Here is a 22,114-nt window from a genome sequence, read left to right as displayed (position 1 = left end):
GTTGCGCGTCACACCTTGTGCTGTGAAGGGATGTGCATCGATTGGCCGAGGCGTGTGGGTGCACCCTGCGGTGCGTTGCGCCGCACGGGTGGCTTCCCGCCCGTGACCGCCGTGTCGCCCTGTGCTGCCGAACCCTTTCCTCTTCAGTGGCCGCATACATCAGATGAGCTCCAAATACCGCCAAAAGTGATCATAACGCCCGCGGCTCCCCGGAGGTAGCACAGATGTCCCAGCACGGTGTCGGCCCGCGTGCGGTCACGCGCTCGGTCGCCTTCCTCACCGCGGGTGTGCTCGCGGTGCCCGCGCTCGCCGGATGCGGCTCGGACGACCCGTCCGGCAAGCCGCTCGCCGGGCAGGACATCCAGCCCGCCCCCCGCGACCGGATCACCGACGGCGGCACCCTGCGCTGGGCCGTCGACTCCGTGCCCGACACCCTGAACACGTTCCAGTCGGACGCCGACGCCACCACCACCCGCGTCGCCCAGGCCGTCCTGCCGTCGATGTTCCGCATGAACGCCTCAGGCCGCCCCGAGCGCAACCCCGACTACCTGGAGTCCGCCGAGGTCGTCGACACCGAGCCCAAGCAGGTCGTGCTGTACAAGCTCAACCAGCAGGCCGTCTGGAGCGACGGCCGGGAGATCGGCGCCGCCGACTTCGCCGCCCAGTGGCGTGCCCTGTCCGGCAAGGACACCGCCTACTGGACCGCCCGCAACGCCGGCTACGAACGCATCCAGAAGATCGAGCGCGGCGACAGCGCCCTGGAGGTCCGGGTCACGTTCGGCCGCCCCTACGCGGACTGGCGCTCGCTGTTCTCGCCGCTGTACCCGAAGGACGTCATGGGGAATCCGGACTCCTTCAACGACGGGGCCCGCATGAAGCTCAAGGTCACCGCCGGTCCCTTCACGGTGCGGAAGGTCGACCGCGACGACGAGCGCGTCACCCTCACCCGCAACCCGCGCTGGTGGGGCCAGCGCGCCAAGCTCTCCGAGATCGAGCTGCGCGCCGTCCCGCGCGACAAGCGGGCCGCCGCGCTCGCCGCCGACACCCTCGACCTGGCCGAGATCGACCCCTCCGCGGCCCGCCGCATCACCGTCGCCGCCCGCCCGTCGAGTTCCACCAGCCCGCTGATGGGCCCCGGCGCCGACCGGTCCGCCGCGGACTCCCTGCACTCCTGGGCCGTGGCCAACGGCTCCGACGAGGACGCCGCCGACGAGGAGACCGTCGCCCGCAAGAAGCTGCGCAAGGCCGTGGCCGAGTACGCCCGGCAGCAGCAGGCCCTCAAGGGCTTCGAGGTGCGCAAGTCCCTGGAGCCCGCCTACACCCAGCTCGCCCTCAACGGCGCCGAGGGCCCCCTCGCCGACGAACGCGTCCGCAGGGCCGTCGCCCGCGCCCTGGACCGCAAGGAGCTGGCCAAGGCCGTCCTGGAACCCCTCGGCCTGCCCGCCGTCCCGGTCGGCAGCCACCTGGCCCTGTCCGGCCAGGCCGCCTACGCCGACAACAGCGGCGCCCTCGGCGGCCAGGACACCAAGGAGGCCCAGGCGCTGCTCGCGGACGCCGGGTGGGTGCGCGGCGGCCCGGTCGAGGAACAGAAGAAGAAGGAGAAGGCGGCCGGCTCCGAGGCGGAGAAGACCGACGGCGACTCCGGGGAGAAGCCGGACGACGACGGCACGTACGTCGTCGGCGAGGACAACAAGGCGCATGACGGACCGGACCCCGCCGACCACCTCGCCCAGGACGGCAAGCAGTACAAGCCCCAGCAGGGCGGCGTGCCCGGCGCGTACGCCCCCAAGGGCACCGCCGCCCCGGCGAACCAGGAGTCCGCCCGGCTCGCCAAGAACGGCAAGCCCCTCACCCTCCGCTTCGTCCTCCCCTCCGGGCCCGGCTCCCAGACGCTGCGCACGGTCGCGGACCGCATCTCCCGCATGCTGGAGCGCGTGGGCATCGGCACGGAGATCTCCAAGGTCTCCGACGAGTCCTACTTCAAGGACCACATCGCCTCCGGCCAGTACGACCTGGCCCTGTACTCCTGGCCCGCCACGGCGTTCCCCGCCACCGACGCCCGGCCCGTCTACGCCAAACCCGTCCCGGCCGCCGACGGCTCGCTGAACGTCGAACAGAACTACACGCGGGTCGGCACCGACCAGGTCGACCAGCTCTTCGACGAAGCCGTGGCCACCCTCGACGAGGACGAGTCCCGCTCCCTGATCCGCAAGGCCGACTCCCGCATCTGGGCCGCGGCCGGCTCGATCCCCCTCTTCCAGCGCCCCCAGCTCCTGGCGGCCCGCAAGAACCTGGTCAACACCGGCGCCTTCGGCTTCGGCACGCCGGTCTACGAGGACATGGGCTTCCTGGAGAAGGGCGCGAAGCCGGCGTCGGGCCCGTCGGCGAAGGGCTCGGCCACCCCGTAGCTCCGGGAACGCCCAAAAGCTCTGGGAACGCTCAAACGCCTTGCCGTCCCGCGCCCGGCGTCCCACCATGAGACCAGTAGTGATCATGGTGCGGGCGCCGGGCGTCCGTGCACGGGGGACGGGGGCGGCGGATGAGCGGCATGGTGGGGCGGGCCCGCACGGCCGGGCTGGTCGTCGGGGTGCTGGTGACGGGGCTGACGGCGTGCACGGGGGGTGCGGGCGGCGACGGGGCCGACCGCAAGACGGCCCGGCCCGCCGCGAAGGCTTGCGCGAACGGCACCTTCACCTGGTCCCACCTCACCGAGCGGGACCGGCTGACCGGCGTATCCGCCCCCGAGCGCCTCGGCGAGGGCGGCGGCGCCCTCCAGCACCCGATGCGGCGGGTGTACACCCCCCGCCCCTCGGTACGCGCCGACGGACCGGCCCCGTCCCCCGCGGAGATCCTCTTCTCGCTCGGCAAGAAGACCGGCGAGATCGAGTCCGACGCGCGCACCCTGGCCGAGGCGGGGGGCGACACCTGGTCCTTCACCGATATCGGGCTCCCGGCCCCCGAGCTCGACACCGACCGCGTCACGCCCCGCGCGTCGGGCGAGTTCGTCCAGTACGCCGGGGTGAGGGAAGTGTCGGCGGACTTCCGCTACACGTGCCCCGACGGCCGGACCGTCTCCGGCCATGCCCGGAACTGGAGGATCGACATCGCAGGCCTGACCGACTGCGACGAGCGCCCCGACTCGGCCCTGGCCCGGGAGGTCGCCGAGCGGGTCTGCGAGGGGCCGGCCACCCCCAGCCCGTCCGGCGCTTGAGGACGAGGCCGTCCAGGCCGGAGCGGGGCCTGGGGGCGGCAGCCCCCAGCAGGTCCCGGCGCCCGGGCCGAGCACCTTGAAACAGGCCTGACCTGCACCGACGTATCCCGGCTAACCCTCGCGGCCGCAGCCCCGTACCATGGGGTGAGGCCGTGGCATGTTGAGCCCGGCAGAGCCCGCGCACCACCGACGTACGCGCAGGGCCTTCCTCACCACTCCGGGAGTACGCCTTTTATGGCCACGCGCCACGACATCCGCAACGTCGCCATCGTCGCTCACGTCGACCACGGCAAGACCACCATCGTCGACGGCATGCTGAAGCAGGCCGGCGCCTTCGCCGCGCACCAGCTCGACTCGGTCGACGACCGCATGATGGACTCGAACGACCTGGAGCGTGAGAAGGGCATCACGATCCTGGCCAAGAACACGGCGGTGAAGTACCACCCGAAGGACGGGGGGGACGTCATCACCATCAACATCATCGACACCCCCGGCCACGCCGACTTCGGTGGCGAGGTGGAGCGCGGTCTGTCGATGGTCGACGGCGTCGTCCTGCTCGTGGACGCTTCGGAGGGCCCCCTCCCGCAGACCCGCTTCGTGCTGCGCAAGGCGCTCCAGCAGCGGCTGCCCGTCATCCTGTGCATCAACAAGACGGACCGCCCGGACTCCCGGATCGACGAGGTCGTCAACGAGACGTACGACCTCTTCCTCGACCTGGACGCCGACGAGGAGCAGATCGAGTTCCCGATCGTCTACGCCTGCGGCCGTGACGGCATCGCCTCGCTGACCAAGCCGGAGAACGGCACGGTCCCCGCCGACTCCACCAGCCTGGAGCCGTTCTTCTCCACGATCCTGGAGCACATCCCGGCGCCCACCTACGACGAGGCCGCCCCGCTCCAGGCCCACGTCACCAACCTGGACGCCGACAACTTCCTCGGCCGTATCGCGCTGCTGCGCGTCGAGCAGGGCGAGCTGCGCAAGGGCCAGACGGTCGCCTGGATCAAGCGCGACGGCACCATCAGCAACGTCCGCATCAGCGAGCTGATGATGACCGAGGCGCTGACCCGCAAGCCCGCCGAGAAGGCCGGCCCCGGTGACATCTGTGCCGTCGCCGGTATCCCGGACATCATGATCGGCGAGACCCTCGCGGACCCGGAGAACCCGATCCCGCTGCCGCTGATCACGGTCGACGAGCCCGCGATCTCCATGACCATCGGCACCAACACCTCGCCGCTGGTCGGCCGTGGCGGCACCGGCAAGGGCGCCGACAACAAGGCGGCCGTCAAGGACCGCAAGGTCACCGCGCGTCAGGTCAAGGACCGCCTTGACCGCGAGCTGATCGGCAACGTGAGCCTCCGGGTGCTGGACACCGAGCGGCCGGACGCCTGGGAGGTGCAGGGCCGTGGTGAGCTGGCGCTGGCCATCCTGGTCGAGCAGATGCGCCGTGAGGGCTTCGAGCTGACCATCGGCAAGCCGCAGGTCGTCACCAAGGAGGTCGACGGCAAGACGTACGAGCCGGTCGAGCGCATGACGATCGACGTGCCCGAGGAGCACATGGGCGCGGTCACGCAGCTCATGGGTGTCCGCAAGGGCCGTATGGACAACATGTCGAACCACGGCTCCGGCTGGGTCCGCATGGAGTTCGTGGTGCCGTCCCGCGGTCTCATCGGGTTCCGGACCGAGTTCCTGACCCAGACCCGCGGCACCGGCATCGGCCACTCCATCCACGAGGGGTTCGAGCCCTGGTTCGGCAACCTGCAGACCCGTAACAACGGTTCGCTGGTCGCCGACCGCGCCGGTTCCGTCACCGCGTTCGCGATGACGAACCTCCAGGAGCGCGGTGTGCTGTTCACGGACCCCGGCACCGAGGTCTACGAGGGCATGATCGTCGGCGAGAACTCGCGCTCCGACGACATGGACGTGAACATCACCAAGGAGAAGAAGCTCACGAACATGCGGTCCTCCTCGGCCGACTCGTTCGAGGCGATCGTCCCGCCGCGCAAGCTGTCGCTGGAGCAGTCCCTGGAGTTCTGCCGGGACGACGAGTGCGTCGAGGTCACCCCGGAGGCCGTGCGCATCCGCAAGGTGAACCTGGACGCCCGCGAGCGCGCCCGCGCCGCGAGCCGCGCCAAGCACGGCTGACGCCTGCCGCAGTACGACAGCACCGGGCACCCCGCGTGAGCGGGGTGCCCGGTGCTGTCGTCTGAAGGGGAGGTAACGCAGAGGCAAGGGGTAGGGAAAACCCTCGACTTGCCCGTGACAGCCGTCAGGGGCGGTTTTCTCCCACTACCCTGCTGCCGAAGCGCCCTGCCTCCCCGGCCTCGGGGAACGCGCAACGGCCCTGCCGCACAAGCTTCTTGAGCGCGCGACAGACTCCGGTGGCACCCTGCACGGGACCCACGGTACGTCGCAAGCGGTTTATCTCACTCTCGCGTCCGGAATACGGACAGCCGACACCGATAGATGTGTAACAAGTCCGTTTCGCAGGGATCTTTCACCAAACCCTTTGTCCGGATTTTGGAAGATGTAGGCGAGAGCTGTGATCGAACCGAGACCTCGAGAGTGTGGTTCGGTCCTGGTGTTTGGCAGATAGTTAGGCGCGTAGAGCTCGGATGAACAGGTCACCCGCTTCAGGCGGCGCCGACTCACGAGCGCGGGGGCATTTGACGATTTCCGGCACCGGCGACGGGCTGTGGCGGTGGTCTGTCCTGTGCCCCCTTTGCGGTGAACCAATGACTTCATAGGAGGAACCCATGCGCGGTGCCAAGAGCGCCAAGTGGGTCGCGGGGGCGATAGTCGTCGCTCTGGCCGCCACCGCCTGCGGCGGCGGAGATGACAGTGCCGGCGACGACATGAACAAGGGGAAGGCCGACCCGAACGGCATCGTCACTGCGCAGCTGAGCGAACCTCAGAACCCGCTGCAGCCGGCCAACGCCAAGGAGAGCCAGGGCAGCCGCGTGCTGCGCACGATCTTCTCCGGTCTGGTCGACTACGAGCCCGGCACCGGCAAGCTCGAGTACATCAACGCCGAGTCGGTCACGCCGAACGACGACTCGTCCGAGTGGACCGTCAAGCTCAAGCCGGGCTGGAAGTTCCACGACGGCACCACGGTCACCGCGCAGTCCTACGTGGACTCGTGGAACTGGTCCGCCAACATCAAGAACAACCAGACCAACTCCAGCTGGTTCGCGGACATCGTCGGCTTCGAGGACGTGCACCCGGAGAAGGGTGACCCGAAGAGCGACAAGATGTCGGGTCTGAAGGTCGTCGACGACAACACCTTCACGATCAAGCTGACGCAGCCGGTCTCGTACTTCGCGTACAAGCTGGGCTACGACGTGTGGGCGCCGCTGCCCGAGGCCTTCTTCAAGGACCCGAAGGGCTTCGGCGAGAAGCCGATCGGCAACGGTCCGTACAAGTTCGTGTCCTGGGAGCACAACAAGCTCATCAAGGTCCGCAAGTTCGCGGACTACAAGGGCCCGAACGTCGCCAAGAACGGCGGCATCGACTTCAAGAACTACACGACCGCCGACGCCGCGTACTCGGACCTGCGCTCGGACAACGTGGACTGGATCGAGCAGGTCCCGACCACCGCGCTGACGAACTACAAGACGGACCTGGGCGACCGCGCCATCGACGAGCCGTACTCGGCCGTCCAGTCGATCGTCCCGGCGTTCTACACCAAGCAGTTCAAGGACATCGACCCCAAGGTCATCCAGGGTCTGTCCATGGCGATCGACCGTCAGACGATCACCAAGACCGTCCTCCAGGGCACGCGTACCCCGGCCGACTCCTACGTCGCCCCGGGCGTCCTCGGCTACAAGAAGGGCGCGCTCGGCGACATCGTCAAGTTCGACCCGGCCCAGGCCAAGAAGCTCATCCAGGAGGGTGGCGGCGTCCCGGGCAACAAGATCCAGATCCAGTACAACGCCGACCAGGACCACAAGCCCTGGGTCGACGCGGTCTGCAACTCGATCCGCACGTCCACCGGCGTGGAGTGCACCGGCGACCCGAAGCCGACCTTCCAGGCCGACCTCGACGCCCGTGACAAGGAGCAGGTCAAGTCCATGTACCGCGGTGGCTGGGTGCTGGACTACCCGGTCAACTCGAACTTCATGCGCGACCTGTACGGCTCCACGGCGGCCGGCAACACCAGCGGTTACTCCAACAAGGAGTTCGACAAGCTGAGCTCCGAGGCGGACAAGGCCAGCTCGATCGACGAGACCGTGAAGATGTACCAGGACGCGGAGCAGCTCCTCGCCAAGGACATGCCGGCGATTCCGCTCTGGTTCTACAAGGTCAACAGCGGTCAGTCCAAGAACATCCTGGGCAAGATCGAGTACGGCCAGGACGGTGACCCGATCTTCGACACCATCCAGGTCAAGCAGAAGTAACCAGACGACCGCAGACCGGTGCCGCCTCTCCCGCACAAGGGGAGCGGCGGCGCCGGTCCGTAGGCACAGGCCTCCACCTCACCCCCCTCACCTGCGGTAGATGAGTGCGCAGGCCTCGCCGACCCCTCACGGCATGGAGGCGCAAGATGGGGCGCTACGCCGCCAGGCGACTGCTCCAGATGATCCCGATCTTCATCGGGACAACTCTGTTGATCTTCCTGATGGTCCACATTCTGCCGGGCGACCCGGTCCGGGCCATCTACGGGGACAAGGCTCCCGATCCCGCACAGATCGCGCAGATCAAGCGCGAGTACGGCTTCGACAAGCCCGTCCTCGAACAGTACTTCCACTACATGGTGAATCTCGTCCAGGGAGACTTCGGCAAGACGCTGTCCGGGCGTCCGGTCGTCGAACTGATGGCCAACGCCTTCCCGGTGACGCTGCGGCTGACGCTGCTGGCGCTCACCATCGAGATCATCATCGGCGTGGGTCTCGGCGCGTGGGCCGGCCTGAGGGCCGGCAAGCCGGCCGACACCGGCGTGCTGATCTTCACGTTGACCGTGATCTCCATCCCGGTCTTCGTCCTCGGCTTCATCGCCCGGTTCATCTTCGCCGACGAACTCGGCTGGCTGCCGCCCAACGTCCAGGACTCCACGGACTTCTCACAGTTGTTCCTGCCGGCCCTCGTCCTCGCCATGCTGTCCATGGCGTACGTGGCCCGGCTGACGCGGACGACCTTCGCCGAGAACCTGCGGGCCGACTACATCCGCACCGCGCTCGCCAAGGGCCTGCCCCGGCGCCGCATCATCGGTGTCCACCTGCTCCGCAACTCGCTGATCCCCGTGGTCACCTTCGTCGGCACCGACGTCGGCGGCTTCATCGGTGGCGCGGTCATCACCGAGGGCATCTTCAACATCCAGGGTGTCGGCAACCTGCTCTACCGGGCGATCCAGACGAGCGAGGGCTCGACGGTCACGGGTGTGGTGACGGTGCTCGTCCTCGTCATCCTCCTGATCAATCTGCTCATCGACCTGCTGTACGCGGTCCTGGACCCGAGGATCCGGTATGCCTGACGTGACCAAGGCCCAGACCACCGACTCCGCGACCGTGGACGCCGTGGCCCCGCCGGCCGTCGGCGTACCCGCCCCGGAGAACGTCAAGAAGAGCGAGAAGCCCCGCTCCCTGTGGGGAGACGCCTGGTACGACCTGCGGCACCGCCCCATGTTCTGGGTGTCCTCGGTGCTCCTGGTCCTGCTTCTCGTGATCGCCGCGTTCCCCGGCTGGTTCGCCAGCGTCAACCCGCGCGACGGCGACCTCGTCCACCACTATCTGGGCAAGCCGGAGCTGACGCACTTCTTCCAGCCCGACTGGTTCGGCTACGACCAGCAGGGCCGATCCATCTACTCGCGCGTCATCCACGGCACCCGCGCCTCCATCATGGTCGCCGTCGGTGTGACCGCCGCGGTCACGCTGGTCGGCGGCCTGCTCGGCATGCTGGCGGGTTACTTCGGCGGCTGGATCGACTCGGTGATCTCCCGGATCATCGACATCTTCTTCGGCCTGCCCTTCCTGCTCGGCGCGATGGTCGTCCTGAACGCCTTCACCGAGCGCAAGGAGTACGTGGTGATCCTGGCCCTGGCCGCCCTGGGCTGGACCTCGATCGCGCGTGTCACTCGTAGCTCCGTGATCACGGCCAAGCAGGCCGACTACGTGACGGCGGCCAGGGCGCTGGGCGCCGGCACCACGCGGATCCTGTTCCGCCACGTGATGCCGAACGCGCTCGCGCCGACCATCGTCGTGGCCACGATCGCCCTCGGCGGTTACATTTCGGCTGAGGCGACGCTGTCGTTCCTCGGCCTCGGCCTCAGCGACCCGACGATCTCATGGGGCATCGACATCTCCGAGGGCAGCAAGGTGATCCGGGACAACCCGCACGCGCTGCTGTTCCCGGCGGGCATGCTCTTCGTGACGGTCTTCGCGTTCATCATGCTCGGCGACGCAGTGCGCGACGCCCTCGACCCGAAGCTGCGCTGAGGAGGGCGTACGTGACCACCATCGAAGAGACCCGTGACGTGCCCGAGCCGCGAGGCGCGGCCCGGGACGACGTTCCCCTGCTCGAAGTGCGCGATCTGCACGTCGAGTTCCACACGCGTGACGGCGTGGCCAAGGCCGTCAACGGCGTCAACTACACCGTGAGCTCCGGCGAGACCCTCGCCGTGCTCGGCGAGTCCGGCTCCGGCAAGTCCGTGACCGCCCAGGCGATCATGGGCATCCTCGACATGCCGCCCGGGCGGATCCCCCAGGGCCAGATCCTGTACCGGGGCGAGGACATGCTCACCATGTCCGGCGACGCCCGGCGCAAGATCCGGGGCAGCAAGATCGCGATGATCTTCCAGGACGCGCTGTCCTCGCTGAACCCGGTGCTGTCCGTCGGCTACCAGCTCGGCGAGATGTTCCGCGTCCACCAGGGCCTGAGCAAGAAGGACGCCAAGGCCAAGGCCATCGAGCTGATGGACCGCGTGAAGATCCCGGCCGCCAGGGAGCGCGTCGGCGACTACCCGCACCAGTTCTCCGGCGGTATGCGCCAGCGCATCATGATCGCGATGGCGCTCGCCCTGGAGCCGGACCTGATCATCGCCGACGAGCCGACCACGGCCCTCGACGTGACGGTCCAGGCCCAGGTCATGGATCTGCTCGCGGAGCTCCAGCGCGAGTACAACATGGGTCTGATCCTGATCACCCACGACCTCGGCGTCGTAGCCGACGTCGCGGACAAGATCGCGGTGATGTACGCGGGCCGGATCGTGGAGACGGCCCCCGTGCACCAGCTGTACAAGCGGCCCGCGCACCCCTACACCAAGGGTCTGCTCGAATCGATTCCGCGCCTGGACCAGAAGGGCCAGGACCTGTACGCGATCAAGGGCCTGCCACCCAGTCTGACCCGCATCCCGTCCGGTTGCGCCTTCAACCCGCGCTGCCCGCAGGCGCAGGACATCTGCCGTACGGACGTCCCGCCGCTGCACCCGGTCACCGAGCGGGACGGCGGCGAGCTCGTCGGCCGCGGCAGCGCGTGCCACTTCTGGAAGGAGACGATCCATGGCTGACCTGGAGAAGACGGACGAGTCCATGGACGCCACTCCCCACACGACCGAAGTCGACACGGTCGAGGCCGCCAGTCACGAGGAGGCCGTCGCCGCGATCCAGGCGCCGGCCGAGCGCGGTGAGCCCATCCTTCAGGTGCGCAACCTGGTGAAGCACTTCCCGCTGACCCAGGGCATCCTGCTCAAGCGTCAGATCGGCGCGGTCAGGGCCGTGGACGGGGTCTCCTTCGACCTCTACCAGGGCGAGACGCTCGGTATCGTGGGCGAGTCCGGCTGTGGCAAGTCCACGGTCGCCAAGCTGCTGATGATGCTGGAGAAGGCGACCGCGGGCGAGATCTTCTACAAGGGCCAGGACATCACCAAGCTGTCCGGGCGCGCGCTGAAGGCGGTCCGCCGGAACATCCAGATGGTGTTCCAGGACCCGTACACCTCGCTGAACCCCCGTATGACGGTGGGCGACATCATCGGGGAGACCTTCGAGATCCACCCCGAGGTGGCGCCGCGGGGCGACCGCCGCCGCAAGGTCCAGGACCTGCTGGATGTGGTCGGTCTCAACCCGGAGTACATTCACCGCTATCCGCACCAGTTCTCCGGCGGTCAGCGTCAGCGCATCGGCATCGCCCGCGGCCTGGCCCTGAACCCCGAGATCATCATCTGCGACGAGCCGGTCTCCGCGCTGGACGTGTCCGTCCAGGCACAGGTCATCAACCTGATGGAGAAGCTCCAGGACGAGTTCAACCTCTCCTACCTCTTCATCGCGCACGACCTGTCGATCGTCCGGCACATCTCGGACCGGGTGGGTGTGATGTACCTCGGCAAGATGGCCGAGATCGGCACGGACACGGAGATCTACGACCACCCGACGCACCCCTACACCCAGGCGCTGCTGTCGGCCGTCCCGGTCCCCGACCCGGAGTCCCGTGAGGGCCGCGAGCGGATCATCCTCACCGGCGACGTCCCGTCCCCGGCCAACCCGCCCTCGGGCTGCCGCTTCCGCACCCGCTGCTGGAAGGCCGAGGACAAGTGCGCTCAGGAGGTTCCGCTCCTGGCGGTCCCCGAGCGCTTCAAGGGCGAGGACACCCCCGCGGCCCACGAGTCCGCCTGCCACTTCGCGGAGGAGAAGGACGTGGTCCACGCGGCCTGACACCGTCTTACCGCTCCGTCCGGTTCCCGGCCCTCGCATGGAGGCGCCGGGAGTCGGCGTTCTCGGCAACGACGGGGCCGCGCGTCCAGCCGGACCCTCAGCGATTCAGATCGACGACACGGGCGAACCGCTTCTCATACAGCTCCGGCCGGACCGTCGCGACGAACGGTGCCTCGTATTCCTCGCCCACGCGGTGGGCTGCTTCGATCGCCGCGCCCGTTCCGAACGGCATTCCTTCGGAGTGCAGTCGGCAGCAGGAGAGGGCAGCCGGGTAATCGAGGTCGACCGTCGCAATGCCGAGTTGCCCCACGTGCATCGCGATTCCCGCGCGTTCGCGCTCGGCTTCGATGACCGAGAGCACCGGCGTGTGGAGGAACACGCCGGGTTCGAGCTGGGCGGCGTGGACGAGTCCGGAGACCTGGCGATGGCCGCCCAGGGCGAGCAGCGTGTCGGTATCGAGGATGTAGTGCTCCCGGATCACGCGACGGCCTGCTCGGCAGCATGGTGTGCCACGACCTGGTTGCGCACACCCCGCAAGACCTCGGCGCTGCTTTCGGCCGCGACGGTCACACCGAAGTGCTCGGCCAGGTAGGCGGCGGTGCGGTCAGCGCGCTCCTTCAATTCGGCCGGAGTGAGAGTGTTCGCGGCGAACTCGTCGATGAGGGCGCGCATGGTCGTCCCGTGGGCCTCCGCGAGAACGGCGAGACGGTCGCGGGTCTTGGAGTCGACCTTGATCGTGGTGTCCATACAGCGAGTATACCGAGTGGAATACCCGCGGTGGCGGGAGTGCGGCTCCCCGGCGGCCCATGAGTCGGCCTGCTGCTTCGCCGAGGAGGAGGGCGTGGTCCATGCGTCCTGACGGAGTTCTCAACCCGCCCCAACCCCGTTAACGCGGAAGCAACTTGACGGAAGTCGTTCCGGAATACGGACGTGCGAACCTGAAAAACGTACGGCCGTGCGGGTGCCGTGGACGGGCCGGGGCGCCGCGAGGCGTCCCGGCCCGTTGCCGCGTTCAGACGGTCGTCATGCCCAGGGAGCGCTTCAGGAAGTCGACCTGAAGCAGAAGCAGGTTCTCGGCGACCTGTTCCTGGGGGGTGATGTGGGTGACGCCGGACAGCGGCAGTACCTCGTGGGGGCGGCCGGCGGCCAGCAGGGCCGAGGACAGGCGCAGGGCGTGGGCGACCACGACGTTGTCGTCGGCGAGGCCGTGCACGATCATCAGGGGCCGGTGCGGCTCGGCCGGGGAGGACAGGCCCTCGGCGGTGACCAGGGAGCTCTTCGCGTAGGCCGCGGGGTGCTCCACGGGTGTGCCCAGGTAGCGCTCGGTGTAGTGGGTGTCGTACAGGCTCCAGTCCGTCACCGGCGCGCCCGCGATGCCCGCGTGGAAGACGTCCGGGCGGCGCAGCACCGCCAGGCCCGCCAGCCAGCCGCCGAACGACCAGCCGCGGATCGCCACCCGGGACAGGTCCAGGGGGTGCCGCTTCGCGAGGTCCTCCAGGGCTTCCACCTGGTCGTCCAGCGACAGCGTGAAGTCCTGGTGGATCGCCTTCTCCCAGGCGGGGGAGCGGCCCGGGGTGCCGCGGCCGTCCGCGACGATCACCGCGAAGCCCTGGTCCGCGAACCACTGCGACGTGAGGTGCGCGTTGTGGGCCGCGACCACCCGCTGGCCGTGCGGGCCGCCGTACGGGTCCATGAGCACCGGCAGAGGGGTGTCGCCGTCGTAGTCCCGAGGCATAAGCACGGCGCACGGGACGCGGCGTGCGCCCCCCTCGGTGAGCGTCACGCGTGGGGACATACCGGGATCTTCGGCGTGAGATGGGACAGTCATGGTCGGTTTTCCGTCGCGCAGGATCTGGACCCGCGCACCTGGCCGGTTCAGCGTCGCCGAGACCAGAACCGTCACCTCCCCGGCCCGCACCGCCGCGTGCACGCCCGGTTCCTGAGACAGCCGCTCCACGCCCAGCTCATTCACCCGGTACACATGCACCTGGCCCGTCTCCGCCTCGGTGGCCTCCGCCCCCGCCGACGCGGAGATCAGCACGTCCTGTTCGGAGACGTCCAGCACGGCCCGCACCTGCAACTGTGCTCCCGTGAGCGGCCGTTCCCCGACCGCCAGCACCCGCGCACCCCCCTCGTCGGCGATCCGCACCAGCTGCCCGGACGGGCTCCAGCACGGCACCCCGGGGAAAAGATCAAGCCATGTTCGATCTTCGTCGGCGTGCACCATCCGCGTCGCGCCGGTGTCCGGATCCACGGCCAGGATCAGCTGACTGCGCTGGTCGCGCGCCTGTACGAGCAGCAGGGGCGAGCCCGCCGCTGACCAGTGGACATGCGCCAGATACGGGTACCGCGCCCGGTCCCAGGCGACCTCCGTGCGCGGCCCGTCCAGCCCGATCACGAACAGCCGCACCTCCGCGTTGCCCGTGCCGGCCGCCGGATACGGCACCCGCTGCGGTTCCCGTTCCGGATGCGCGGGGTCAGCGATCCACCACCGCCGCACCGGCGTGTCGTCCACGCGCGCCACGAGCAGCCGGTCCGACTCCGGAGCCCACCAGAAGCCCCGCGAACGCCCCATCTCCTCGGCCGCGATGAACTCCGCCAGTCCGTATGAGACATTCTCCGACTCCGGCTCGGCGAGCGCCCGGTCGCCCTCTCCCTCGGCGCCCGTCACCCGTAGCGCACCCTGCGCGGCGTACGCGATGTGCCGCCCGTCGGGCGACGGACGCGGGTCGATCACCGGCCCGGGCGCGGGCAGCCCACGCGCCGTCCCGGCCCGCAGCTCGGCCGCGAAAAGCCGCCCTGACAAGGCGAAAGAGGCCAATTCGACGGCCGTGTCGGTGGCGTATCCGACGATGCCGGCCCCGCCCTCACGGCTGCGTTCGCGCCGGGCCCGTTCCTCGGGCGAGAGGTCCTCCGAGGCGCCGCCCAGCAGGGTGCGCGGGTCGGCGGCGACGCGCTCCCCGCCCTCCTCCATATCGAGGACCCAGAGAGAATTCGCCCGGTCCGTACCGGAACCGGAGCGCAGGAACACGACACGCGAACCGTCGGGCGCCACGGTGAACGAACGCGGCGCGCCGAGCGTGAAGCGCTGGGTACGGGCGTGCCGTCGGGGGAAGGAGTGAGGCTCGGTCGTCATGCCCTGACCATATTGGCCATGCGCCCCCTTGTGCGGCCGTGCGCCGAGCGATGCGCGCAGACGGATAGTTATGATCAATGTCGCATAGTGGGTATGAACCTGCTGGCCGCTGTACGGATTTGATGCCCCCATAGTCCGACCCCCCGCGCCCTCGTGGATCTTTGGAGGTGAGCCGCCGTGGCACTCTCGATTTCGGCGGTGGTGCTGCTGGCGATCATCGTCTTCCTGCTGATCAAGAAGTCGGGGTTGAAGGCGGGGCATGCGATCGTCTGCATGCTGCTCGGCTTCTACCTCGCCTCCTCGACCGTCGCTCCCACGATCAACGAGCTGACGACGAACATCGCGGGGATGATCGGCAGCATCAAGTTCTGAGCGCCGCGCGTTCCGGCCCGGGACCGAGGGAAGACCCAGGTCCCGGCCGGAGTCCATGCCTCGTCTGTCCCGATCTCCGGCGTCCCCGAGTCGTGTTCCGTAAGCTTGGCGGGCCGGGCAGGAACGACGGGCAAGGGGGCGGCGCGTGGACGACGAGAGCGTGGACAGGCGACTTCGGGAGCAGGCGAAGGCGTCCCCCAACTTCGGACGCCTCTACGGGTACCAGCCGCTCCTCGCCATCTACGGCTCGCAGGCCGAGCTCACCGTCCTGACCAATCCGAACGCCGCCTACGTCAGCGCCGGCCAGTTCGGTGAGGTGCTGGCCGAGGAGTTCGTCACGCGCACGGGCACGCGCGTCGAGGGGACGAACCAGGTCGACCGCATCAACGCCCTCACCCGGGCCGGCGTCCTCGTAGGCTGGAGCCGCGACGCCTTCCACAAGCTGCGCCGGGGCCGCAACGACGCCGCGCACAACCACCTCTTCGACACCACCAAAGCCCTTGAAGCCCTGAAGCTGTGCTGGCAGCTGGGCGACCTCTTCGACCGGGCCATGGGCGGCACCCGCGCGGTGACCGCCTTCGTCCCGCCCACTCTGCCCGAGGAAACGCCGGAGACCGATCCCCAGGAGATCGCGGAGCTGCGCGAGGCGCTGGAAGGGCACCGGCGCACGCTCGCCGAGTCCCGCGTGAAGCTGTCGGAGGTCGGAGACCGCCTGGAAGCCGAGCGTCGGGCCCGTGCCGAGGCGGAGAAGATCATCGTCAGTGCGGAACAGGCGAAGGCCACGTACACGGCGCAGATCGAGGAATTGCAGGCGCAGGTCACCGCGCTGCGGGCGGCGCACCAGCAGCGGTACGACCGCGAGCGGCTCAAGCCCCGCCCAGTGGCCTCCGCCGCTCGCGACGCGATCGTGGAGCGTGCCCAGCGACCAACCCCGCTCAACGAGGTGCAGGCGCGCAAGAAGATCGACGCCATGTTGTCCAGGGCGGGCTGGGTGATCCAGGACAAGGCGGACGCCAACCCGCTGGCGGACACGGGTGTGGCCATCCGCGAGTTCACCCTCGCCACCGGCCGTGCCGACTACGTTCTCTACGTCGATGGCAAGATCGTCGGCGTCATCGAGGCCAAGCGTGAGGGAACTTCCCTGGCCGGTGCTCTCGCCCAGAACGAGCGGTACGCGGCGGGCGTGCTCAAGGAACACGCGATGGCGGTGTGGCGCCGTGAGGAGCCCTTCGCCTTCCGCTACGCCACCACCGGCACCGAGACGTTCTTCCTGAACCGCGTCGACCCGGACGCCCGCTCCCGCGAAGTCTTCGCGTTCCACCGCCCCGAAACCCTCGCCGCGTGGATGCGGTACGCCGACGAGCACCAGGACGCGCCCACCTTCCGGGCGGCCCTGCGCACGAGCATGCCGCTGCTGGAGACGCACGGCCTGCGCATGGCCCAGGTCGAGGCGATCACGCGCCTGGAAGACTCCCTGGCCGCCGACCAGCCGCGCGCCTTGATCCAGATGGCCACTGGTGCGGGCAAGACGTTCACGGCTGTCACCGAGGTCTACCGGCTGCTCCGGTACGCCGGCGCCCGCCGGATCCTCTTCCTCGTCGACCGCAACAACCTCGGCCGCCAGGCCCGCGCGGAGTTCGACAAGTACCGCACCCCCGACGAGAACCGGAAGCTCACCGACCTCTACAACGTCGACATGCTGGGCCGCGGCGGTCTCCAGGAGACCTCCTCGGTCGTCATCTCGACGATCCAGCGGATGTACTCGCTCCTCAAGGGGGAGCCGCCGGCGGAGGGAGCGGAGACCGAGGACCGCGAGGACGACGCGGCTGCGCCCCTGGACGAGTCCTACGTGACGGACGAGCCGATCACGGTCGAGTACAACCCCGACGTCCCGATCGAGTCCTTCGACGTGATCGTCATCGACGAGTGTCACCGCTCCATCTACGGCCTGTGGCGGGGTGTCCTGGATTACTTCGACGCCCACCTCGTCGGTCTCACCGCCACCCCCACCCGCCAGACCAAGGGCTTCTTCGACCACAACGAGGTGTCGCGCTACACCTACGAACAAGCGGTCGCCGACGGGGTCAACGTCGACTTCGACATCGCACGCATCGTGACCGACCTGCGGGACGGGGACGTCGTCGCGAGGATCGAGGCGGGTACGACCGTCCGTATCCGTGACCGGCAGACCCGGGCCCAGCGGTACGAGGAACTGGACGAGGACTTCACCTACACCGCCCCGCAGATCGGACGCACGGTCATCACGGAGGACGAGGTCCGTGCCGTGCTGACGACGTACCGGGACAACTGGAAGCGGTGGTTCCCCGGCCGGGCCGACCTGCCCAAGACCCTGATCTTCGCGGGCCCGTACGACGACCACGCCGACGAGGTGCTCAAGCAGGTCAAGCAGATCTTCGGCCGGGGCGACGACTTCGCCAAGAAGATCACCTACAAGTCCCGCGACAACGGCGACGACCCCGAGGCCCTCATCAACGACCTGCGCAACTCGCCCCGGCTGCGGGTCGCGGTCACCGTCGACATGATCGCCACGGGCACGGACGTGAAGCCGCTCGAGTGCGTGATCTTCCTGCGGCCGGTGAAGAGTCCGGTGATGTTCGAGCAGATGAAGGGGCGGGGGGCCCGTTCCATCGACGCGGACGAGCTGAAGGCGGTCACTCCGGAGGCGGCGCCCGACCTGAAGAAGGACCGTTTCGTCCTCGTCGACGCGGTCGGTGTCACCGACTCCCCGCTCGTGGACGCCCGGCCGCTGATCCCGGCGGGCGCGCAGCGCGGCATCCCGCTGGCCAAGCTCCTCGACAAGGCGGGCACGCGGTCCCTGACGGCCGACGAGGCGGAGGTCTTGGCCCGCCGCCTGGCCCGCATCGACCGCCAGCTCGGCAAAGAGGAGAGGGACCTGATCACCCAGACCTCCGACGGCGCGAGCCTGGCCGACCTGGCCCGCCGCATCACCGACGCGGTGGACGTCGACACCCAGGACCGGGCCCGGCACGAGGGTGGCCCCGAGCTGGCGCAGAAGCTGGTCCAGGACGCGGTGGCCCCGCTCACCGCCCGCCCCGCACTGCGCAAGCTGATCCTGGAGATCCGCCACCAGCAGGACCTGACCTACGACGAGACGACCGAGGTCAAGGTCACCGAGCTGCGCGAGATCCCGATGGAGGAGCGTGCGCAGAAGGAGCTGGCCGAGTGGAACGAGCTGCTGGAGAAGGAGCAGCGGGACGAGAACGCGGCGATACAGGTCGCCCTGGGGAGCGGGGCGCGGCTCGCTCCCGGTGAGGCACGGGCCGCACTGAAGGAACTCGCCGGCCGCATCAAGGCGACGAAGCGTTCGTGGACGACGGCGGTTCTCTGGGAGTACTACGAGCAGGTCGGCAAGGCAGCAGCCAGTCCGGGCAAGGAGGCGGGCCTGGGCGACTTGGTACGGCTCATCCGCTACGAGCTGGGCGCGGACGACGAGCTGAAGCCGTACCGTACGGTGGTCGAGGAGCGCTTCGAGGGCTGGCTGCTGCGGCAGCGGCAGGCGGGCGTGGAGTTCACCGAGGACCAGCTGTGGTGGCTGGAGCGGATAAAGAACGCCATTGCCGTCGACGTCGGGATAGAGCCCGGGGACTTCTCCGTCGCGCCGTTCTCGGAGCGTGGGGGCGGCCGAGGCTTCATGCGGGCGTTCGGGGACAAGGGCCGGGCGCTGGAACTGTTGGATGAGTTGAATCAGGAACTGGCTTGAGCGTGGAACTGGGCGGGTTGCCGAACTCCTGGTGCTGGGTGCCCCTGAAGGACGTTTTGAGTGAGCCACTTGTCAATGGTCGCTCTGTAAAGACCATGGAAGGTGGATTCCCTGTCCTGCGGCTCACAGCGATCACGGGCGGCAAAATCAAGCTTGCCGAATCGAAGGAGGGCGCCTGGAGCCTGGAACAGGCTGAGCCTTTCCTGGTTCGTGAAGGTGACTTCCTGCTTAGTCGCGGAAACGGGTCAAAGCGCTTGGTGGGGCGTGGTGGCCTGGTGGGGGCCGTAGATAAACCGGTTGCATTCCCAGACACGATGATTCGTGTGCGAGTGAATGATGCGCTAATTTCCACCTCGTATATTCGCTTGCTATGGGATTCTCCAGTTGTGCGCGGGCAAATCGAGTCGAAGGCGCGCACAACTGCGGGAATCTACAAGGTGAATCAAGTCATCCTCGAGGGGATCTCGCTACCGCTGCCCCCGCTCGCGGAGCAGCACCGGATCGTCGAGGCGCTCGAAGAGCAGCTGTCGCGGATCGAGTCGGGATCAGCTACTTTGACCCAGGCCCGTAGGCGGCTTGAGGGCCTACGGAAGAGGGCCTTGGTGTCGGCGGTCCCTGACGACGTGCCGCCTTCGTGGGAGATGACGACCGTGGAGGGTGCGGGAACCCTTGAACTAGGGCGTGCGCGCCATCCTGATTGGCATCACGGCCCCGAGATGCGTCCCTATCTGCGCGTCGCCAACGTTTTCGAAGATCGAATCGATACCGCGGACGTCATGGAGATGGACTTCTCCGGAGTTTGGAAGAAGTACCGACTGGAGCCCGGTGACGTTTTGCTCAATGAAGGGCAGAGTCCTCATCTCGTGGGGCGTCCCGCCCTCTATCGAGGGGTCCCGAAGGACGTAGCTTTCACCAATAGTTTGCTGCGCTTCAAAGCTGGTACGGGGGTCCTTCCGGAGTGGGCGTTGCTCGTGTTCCGGCGCCACTTGCATGCCAAGCGGTTCATGCGTGAGGTGCGTATCACAACGAACATTGCACATCTTTCATCCAAACGCCTGAAGAAAGTTGAGTTTCCTATTCCTCCGCTGGACGTACAGAAGCAGCTCGTCCAGCGCTGTGAGGAAATGGTGAGCGGTATTGCAGCTATGGACCGGCAGGTGACCATCGGTTTGCGACGTGCTGACGCTTTGAAGTCGGCTTTGTTGCGGCGTGCCTTCACAGGAGGGCTGTCCGTGCAGAACTCCGATGACGAACCTGCATCCATTCTTCTGACTCGCATCGCTGCTGACCGAGCATCGCAGCCGAAGCGTTCACGCAGGGTCAAGGACCCCGGTCAGCGAACCGCCGAGTCATCCGCCTCGGCCCCCGAACCAACCCCCGCCCCCGCCCTCGCCGTACAGCAGGAGTTCGAGCTGTGACCGCCCCCGTAGACGCCCAGCAGCCCGCCCCTGAGCCGGTCAAGACGGCCAAGGCGGTCGCCCAGACCAACACACTTGTCGCCAAGCTCTGGAACTACTGCAACGTCCTCCGGGACAACGGCATGTCCACCATCGAGTACGTCGAGCAGCTCTCCTACCTGCTCTTCCTCAAGATGGTCGACGAGATGGAGAGCGACCCCTGGGAGGGGCGGGACATGAGCGCCATTGTCCCCGCCGAGTACAACTGGCAGTCCCTCGTCACCAAGCGCGGCCCCGAACTGGAACTGCACTACCGGGCCGTCCTGGAGCACCTCGGCCGCCACCCCGACACCACCATCGGGACGATCTTCGCCGACGCCCAGAACCGGATCACCAAGCCTGCCCTCCTCGAAAAGCTCGTCGTCGAGCTGATCGGTCGCGAGGACTGGACGATGACGGGGGTCGACCTCAAGGGCGACGCCTACGAGGGCCTGCTCGCCAAGGGCGCCTCGGACACCAAGACCGGCGCCGGCCAGTACTTCACGCCCCGCCCCCTCATCGACGCCATGGTCGATGTGATGCAGCCCGGCCCGGGCGACACGATCACCGACCCGGCTTGCGGCACCGGCGGCTTCCTCATTGCGGCCCACGCCTACATCCGCGACCACCACATGAAGACCATGTCGCTCGACGACCGCAAGGCCTACGACGAGGGTCGCAAGATCTGGGGCAATGAACTCGTCACCGGCACCGCCCGCCTCGCCGCGATGAACATGCTCCTCCACGGCATCGGCAAGAGCGACGGGCCGAGTTTGATCATCGTTGGCGATGCCCTGGCCGACAAGCCCAGCGGCAAGCACGCCACACTGGTCCTCGCGAACCCGCCCTTCGGCCGTAAGTCCGCTATCACCGTGATCGGTCAGGACGGTGAGGCCGAGAAGCAGGACACCGAGTACGACCGCGACGACTTCACCGCCACGACCACCAACAAGCAGCTCAACTTCCTGCAACACATCATGTCGCTCACGGCGGTCGGCGGACGTGCGGCCGTCGTCCTGCCCGACAACGTCCTCTTCGAGGGCGGCGCGGGTGAGAAGGTCCGTCGCAAGCTGCTCGACGAGTTCGACCTGCACACCATCCTGAGGCTGCCCACCGGCATCTTCTACGCGGGCGGCGTCAAGGCCAACGTCCTCTTCTTCGAGAAGAAGCCCCCGCGCGCCGACGGCAAGCCCCACACCACCGAAACGTGGGTCTACGACTTCCGCACCGGCCAGCACTTCACGCTCAAGCAGCGCCCGCTCACCCGCGCCCACCTGGACGACTTCGTGACGGCCTACAGGCCGGGTGAGCCCCGCTCCTCCCGCGTCGAGTCAGAGGTGGAGAACGGGCCGTTCAAGAGGTTCACCTACGAGGAACTGATCGCCCGCGACAAGGTCAACCTCGACATCACGTGGATGAAGGACCCCGCCCTCGACGACGCCGACAGCGGCCTGCCGCCCGAGGTGATCGCCGAGGAGATCGTCCGCGACCTCCAATCCGCCCTGAACGAGTTCACGGCCATCGCCCGCTCCCTGGGCGGCGACGTAGACGTACCAGAGGTCGAGGTCGAGTAGCCGT

15 protein-coding genes are annotated in these 22,114 nt (G+C 68.1%); 12 read left to right on the top strand and 3 right to left on the bottom strand.

Going from position 1 to position 22,114, the window contains the following annotated elements:
- Nucleotides 1–224: 224 nt before the first annotated feature.
- From ABTX62_RS27410 to ABTX62_RS27375, 8 genes are all read left to right on the top strand, one after another.
- Nucleotides 225–2,408, top strand: coding sequence for an ABC transporter family substrate-binding protein (locus ABTX62_RS27410; protein WP_352118712.1), 2,184 nt, complete (start codon nucleotides 225–227; stop codon nucleotides 2,406–2,408).
- Nucleotides 2,409–2,539: 131 nt separating this feature from the next.
- Entirely contained in the window at nucleotides 2,540–3,211 is a 672-nt protein-coding gene (locus ABTX62_RS27405; RefSeq protein WP_352118711.1) for a hypothetical protein, read from the top strand.
- A 234-nt stretch (nucleotides 3,212–3,445) separates the two neighbouring features.
- A complete protein-coding gene (gene typA, locus ABTX62_RS27400) occupies nucleotides 3,446–5,353 on the top strand; it encodes a translational GTPase TypA (protein WP_352118710.1) in 1,908 nt (635 codons plus the stop codon).
- A gap of 611 nt (nucleotides 5,354–5,964) precedes the next feature.
- A complete protein-coding gene (locus ABTX62_RS27395; protein WP_352118709.1) occupies nucleotides 5,965–7,605 on the top strand; it encodes a peptide ABC transporter substrate-binding protein in 1,641 nt (546 codons plus the stop codon).
- Nucleotides 7,606–7,751: 146 nt separating this feature from the next.
- On the top strand, nucleotides 7,752–8,678 hold the full coding sequence (locus ABTX62_RS27390) for an ABC transporter permease (RefSeq protein ID WP_283971421.1): 927 nt from the start codon (nucleotides 7,752–7,754) through the stop codon (nucleotides 8,676–8,678).
- Nucleotides 8,671–9,639, top strand: coding sequence for an ABC transporter permease (locus ABTX62_RS27385; RefSeq protein ID WP_352118708.1), 969 nt, complete (start codon nucleotides 8,671–8,673; stop codon nucleotides 9,637–9,639). The genes ABTX62_RS27390 and ABTX62_RS27385 overlap by 8 nt, the downstream gene beginning before the upstream one ends.
- An 11-nt stretch (nucleotides 9,640–9,650) precedes the next feature.
- Entirely contained in the window at nucleotides 9,651–10,709 is a 1,059-nt protein-coding gene (locus ABTX62_RS27380; protein ID WP_352118707.1) for an ABC transporter ATP-binding protein, read from the top strand.
- Nucleotides 10,702–11,850 carry an ABC transporter ATP-binding protein gene (locus ABTX62_RS27375; RefSeq protein WP_352118706.1) on the top strand — a complete coding sequence of 383 codons (1,149 nt, stop codon included), beginning with the start codon at nucleotides 10,702–10,704 and terminating at the stop codon, nucleotides 11,848–11,850. Before ABTX62_RS27380 ends, ABTX62_RS27375 begins: the two co-directional genes overlap by 8 nt.
- Nucleotides 11,851–11,947: 97 nt before the next feature.
- Here ABTX62_RS27375 and ABTX62_RS27370 read toward each other — a convergent pair whose 3' ends face one another.
- The 3 genes from ABTX62_RS27370 to ABTX62_RS27360 form a co-directional block, all read right to left on the bottom strand.
- Complete coding sequence (locus ABTX62_RS27370; RefSeq protein WP_352118705.1) at nucleotides 11,948–12,331, bottom strand: hypothetical protein; 384 nt, start codon at nucleotides 12,329–12,331, stop codon at nucleotides 11,948–11,950.
- The gene (locus ABTX62_RS27365; protein ID WP_352118704.1) at nucleotides 12,328–12,597 is read right to left on the bottom strand and encodes a hypothetical protein; all 270 of its coding nucleotides are present in this window, start codon (nucleotides 12,595–12,597) and stop codon (nucleotides 12,328–12,330) included. Before ABTX62_RS27365 ends, ABTX62_RS27370 begins: the two co-directional genes overlap by 4 nt.
- 265 nt (nucleotides 12,598–12,862) lie before the next feature.
- Nucleotides 12,863–14,986: a S9 family peptidase gene (locus ABTX62_RS27360; RefSeq protein WP_352118703.1), complete on the bottom strand. Its 2,124-nt coding sequence runs from the start codon at nucleotides 14,984–14,986 to the stop codon at nucleotides 12,863–12,865.
- A 177-nt stretch (nucleotides 14,987–15,163) separates the two neighbouring features.
- Between ABTX62_RS27360 and ABTX62_RS27355 the strand changes: the two genes are divergently transcribed.
- The 4 genes from ABTX62_RS27355 to ABTX62_RS27340 all read left to right on the top strand — a co-directional run bounded on the left by ABTX62_RS27355 (nucleotide 15,164) and on the right by ABTX62_RS27340 (nucleotide 22,110).
- Entirely contained in the window at nucleotides 15,164–15,358 is a 195-nt protein-coding gene (locus ABTX62_RS27355; protein WP_030842840.1) for a hypothetical protein, read from the top strand.
- A gap of 145 nt (nucleotides 15,359–15,503) precedes the next feature.
- Nucleotides 15,504–19,100, top strand: a complete 3,597-nt coding sequence (locus ABTX62_RS27350) for a type I restriction endonuclease subunit R (protein ID WP_352118702.1) — start codon at nucleotides 15,504–15,506, stop codon at nucleotides 19,098–19,100.
- Between the two features lie 2 nt (nucleotides 19,101–19,102).
- Nucleotides 19,103–20,518, top strand: coding sequence for a restriction endonuclease subunit S (locus ABTX62_RS27345; RefSeq protein WP_352118741.1), 1,416 nt, complete (start codon nucleotides 19,103–19,105; stop codon nucleotides 20,516–20,518).
- Complete coding sequence (locus ABTX62_RS27340; RefSeq protein ID WP_352118701.1) at nucleotides 20,515–22,110, top strand: type I restriction-modification system subunit M; 1,596 nt, start codon at nucleotides 20,515–20,517, stop codon at nucleotides 22,108–22,110. Before ABTX62_RS27345 ends, ABTX62_RS27340 begins: the two co-directional genes overlap by 4 nt.
- Nucleotides 22,111–22,114: the final 4 nt, after the last annotated feature.

It is taken from the genome of Streptomyces sp. NPDC096046, from assembly GCF_040303285.1.
In the GTDB taxonomy this organism is placed as follows: domain Bacteria; phylum Actinomycetota; class Actinomycetes; order Streptomycetales; family Streptomycetaceae; genus Streptomyces.
Note: the sequence above shows the minus strand (reverse complement) of the source record. Positions and strands in the feature narration are given on the sequence as shown.

Bases quoted from the DNA above. Each gene is read 5' to 3' on its own strand.
- ABTX62_RS27410 (WP_352118712.1), top strand. From the start codon at position 225: ATGTCCCAGCACGGTGTCGGCCCGCGTGCGGTCACGCGCTCGGTCGCC.
- ABTX62_RS27375 (WP_352118706.1), top strand. From the start codon at position 10,702: ATGGCTGACCTGGAGAAGACGGACGAGTCCATGGACGCCACTCCCCAC.
- typA (WP_352118710.1), top strand. From the start codon at position 3,446: ATGGCCACGCGCCACGACATCCGCAACGTCGCCATCGTCGCTCACGTC.
- ABTX62_RS27360 (WP_352118703.1), bottom strand. From the start codon at position 14,986: ATGACGACCGAGCCTCACTCCTTCCCCCGACGGCACGCCCGTACCCAG.
- ABTX62_RS27385 (WP_352118708.1), top strand. From the start codon at position 8,671: ATGCCTGACGTGACCAAGGCCCAGACCACCGACTCCGCGACCGTGGAC.
- ABTX62_RS27395 (WP_352118709.1), top strand. From the start codon at position 5,965: ATGCGCGGTGCCAAGAGCGCCAAGTGGGTCGCGGGGGCGATAGTCGTC.
- ABTX62_RS27365 (WP_352118704.1), bottom strand. From the start codon at position 12,597: ATGGACACCACGATCAAGGTCGACTCCAAGACCCGCGACCGTCTCGCC.
- ABTX62_RS27390 (WP_283971421.1), top strand. From the start codon at position 7,752: ATGGGGCGCTACGCCGCCAGGCGACTGCTCCAGATGATCCCGATCTTC.
- ABTX62_RS27405 (WP_352118711.1), top strand. From the start codon at position 2,540: ATGAGCGGCATGGTGGGGCGGGCCCGCACGGCCGGGCTGGTCGTCGGG.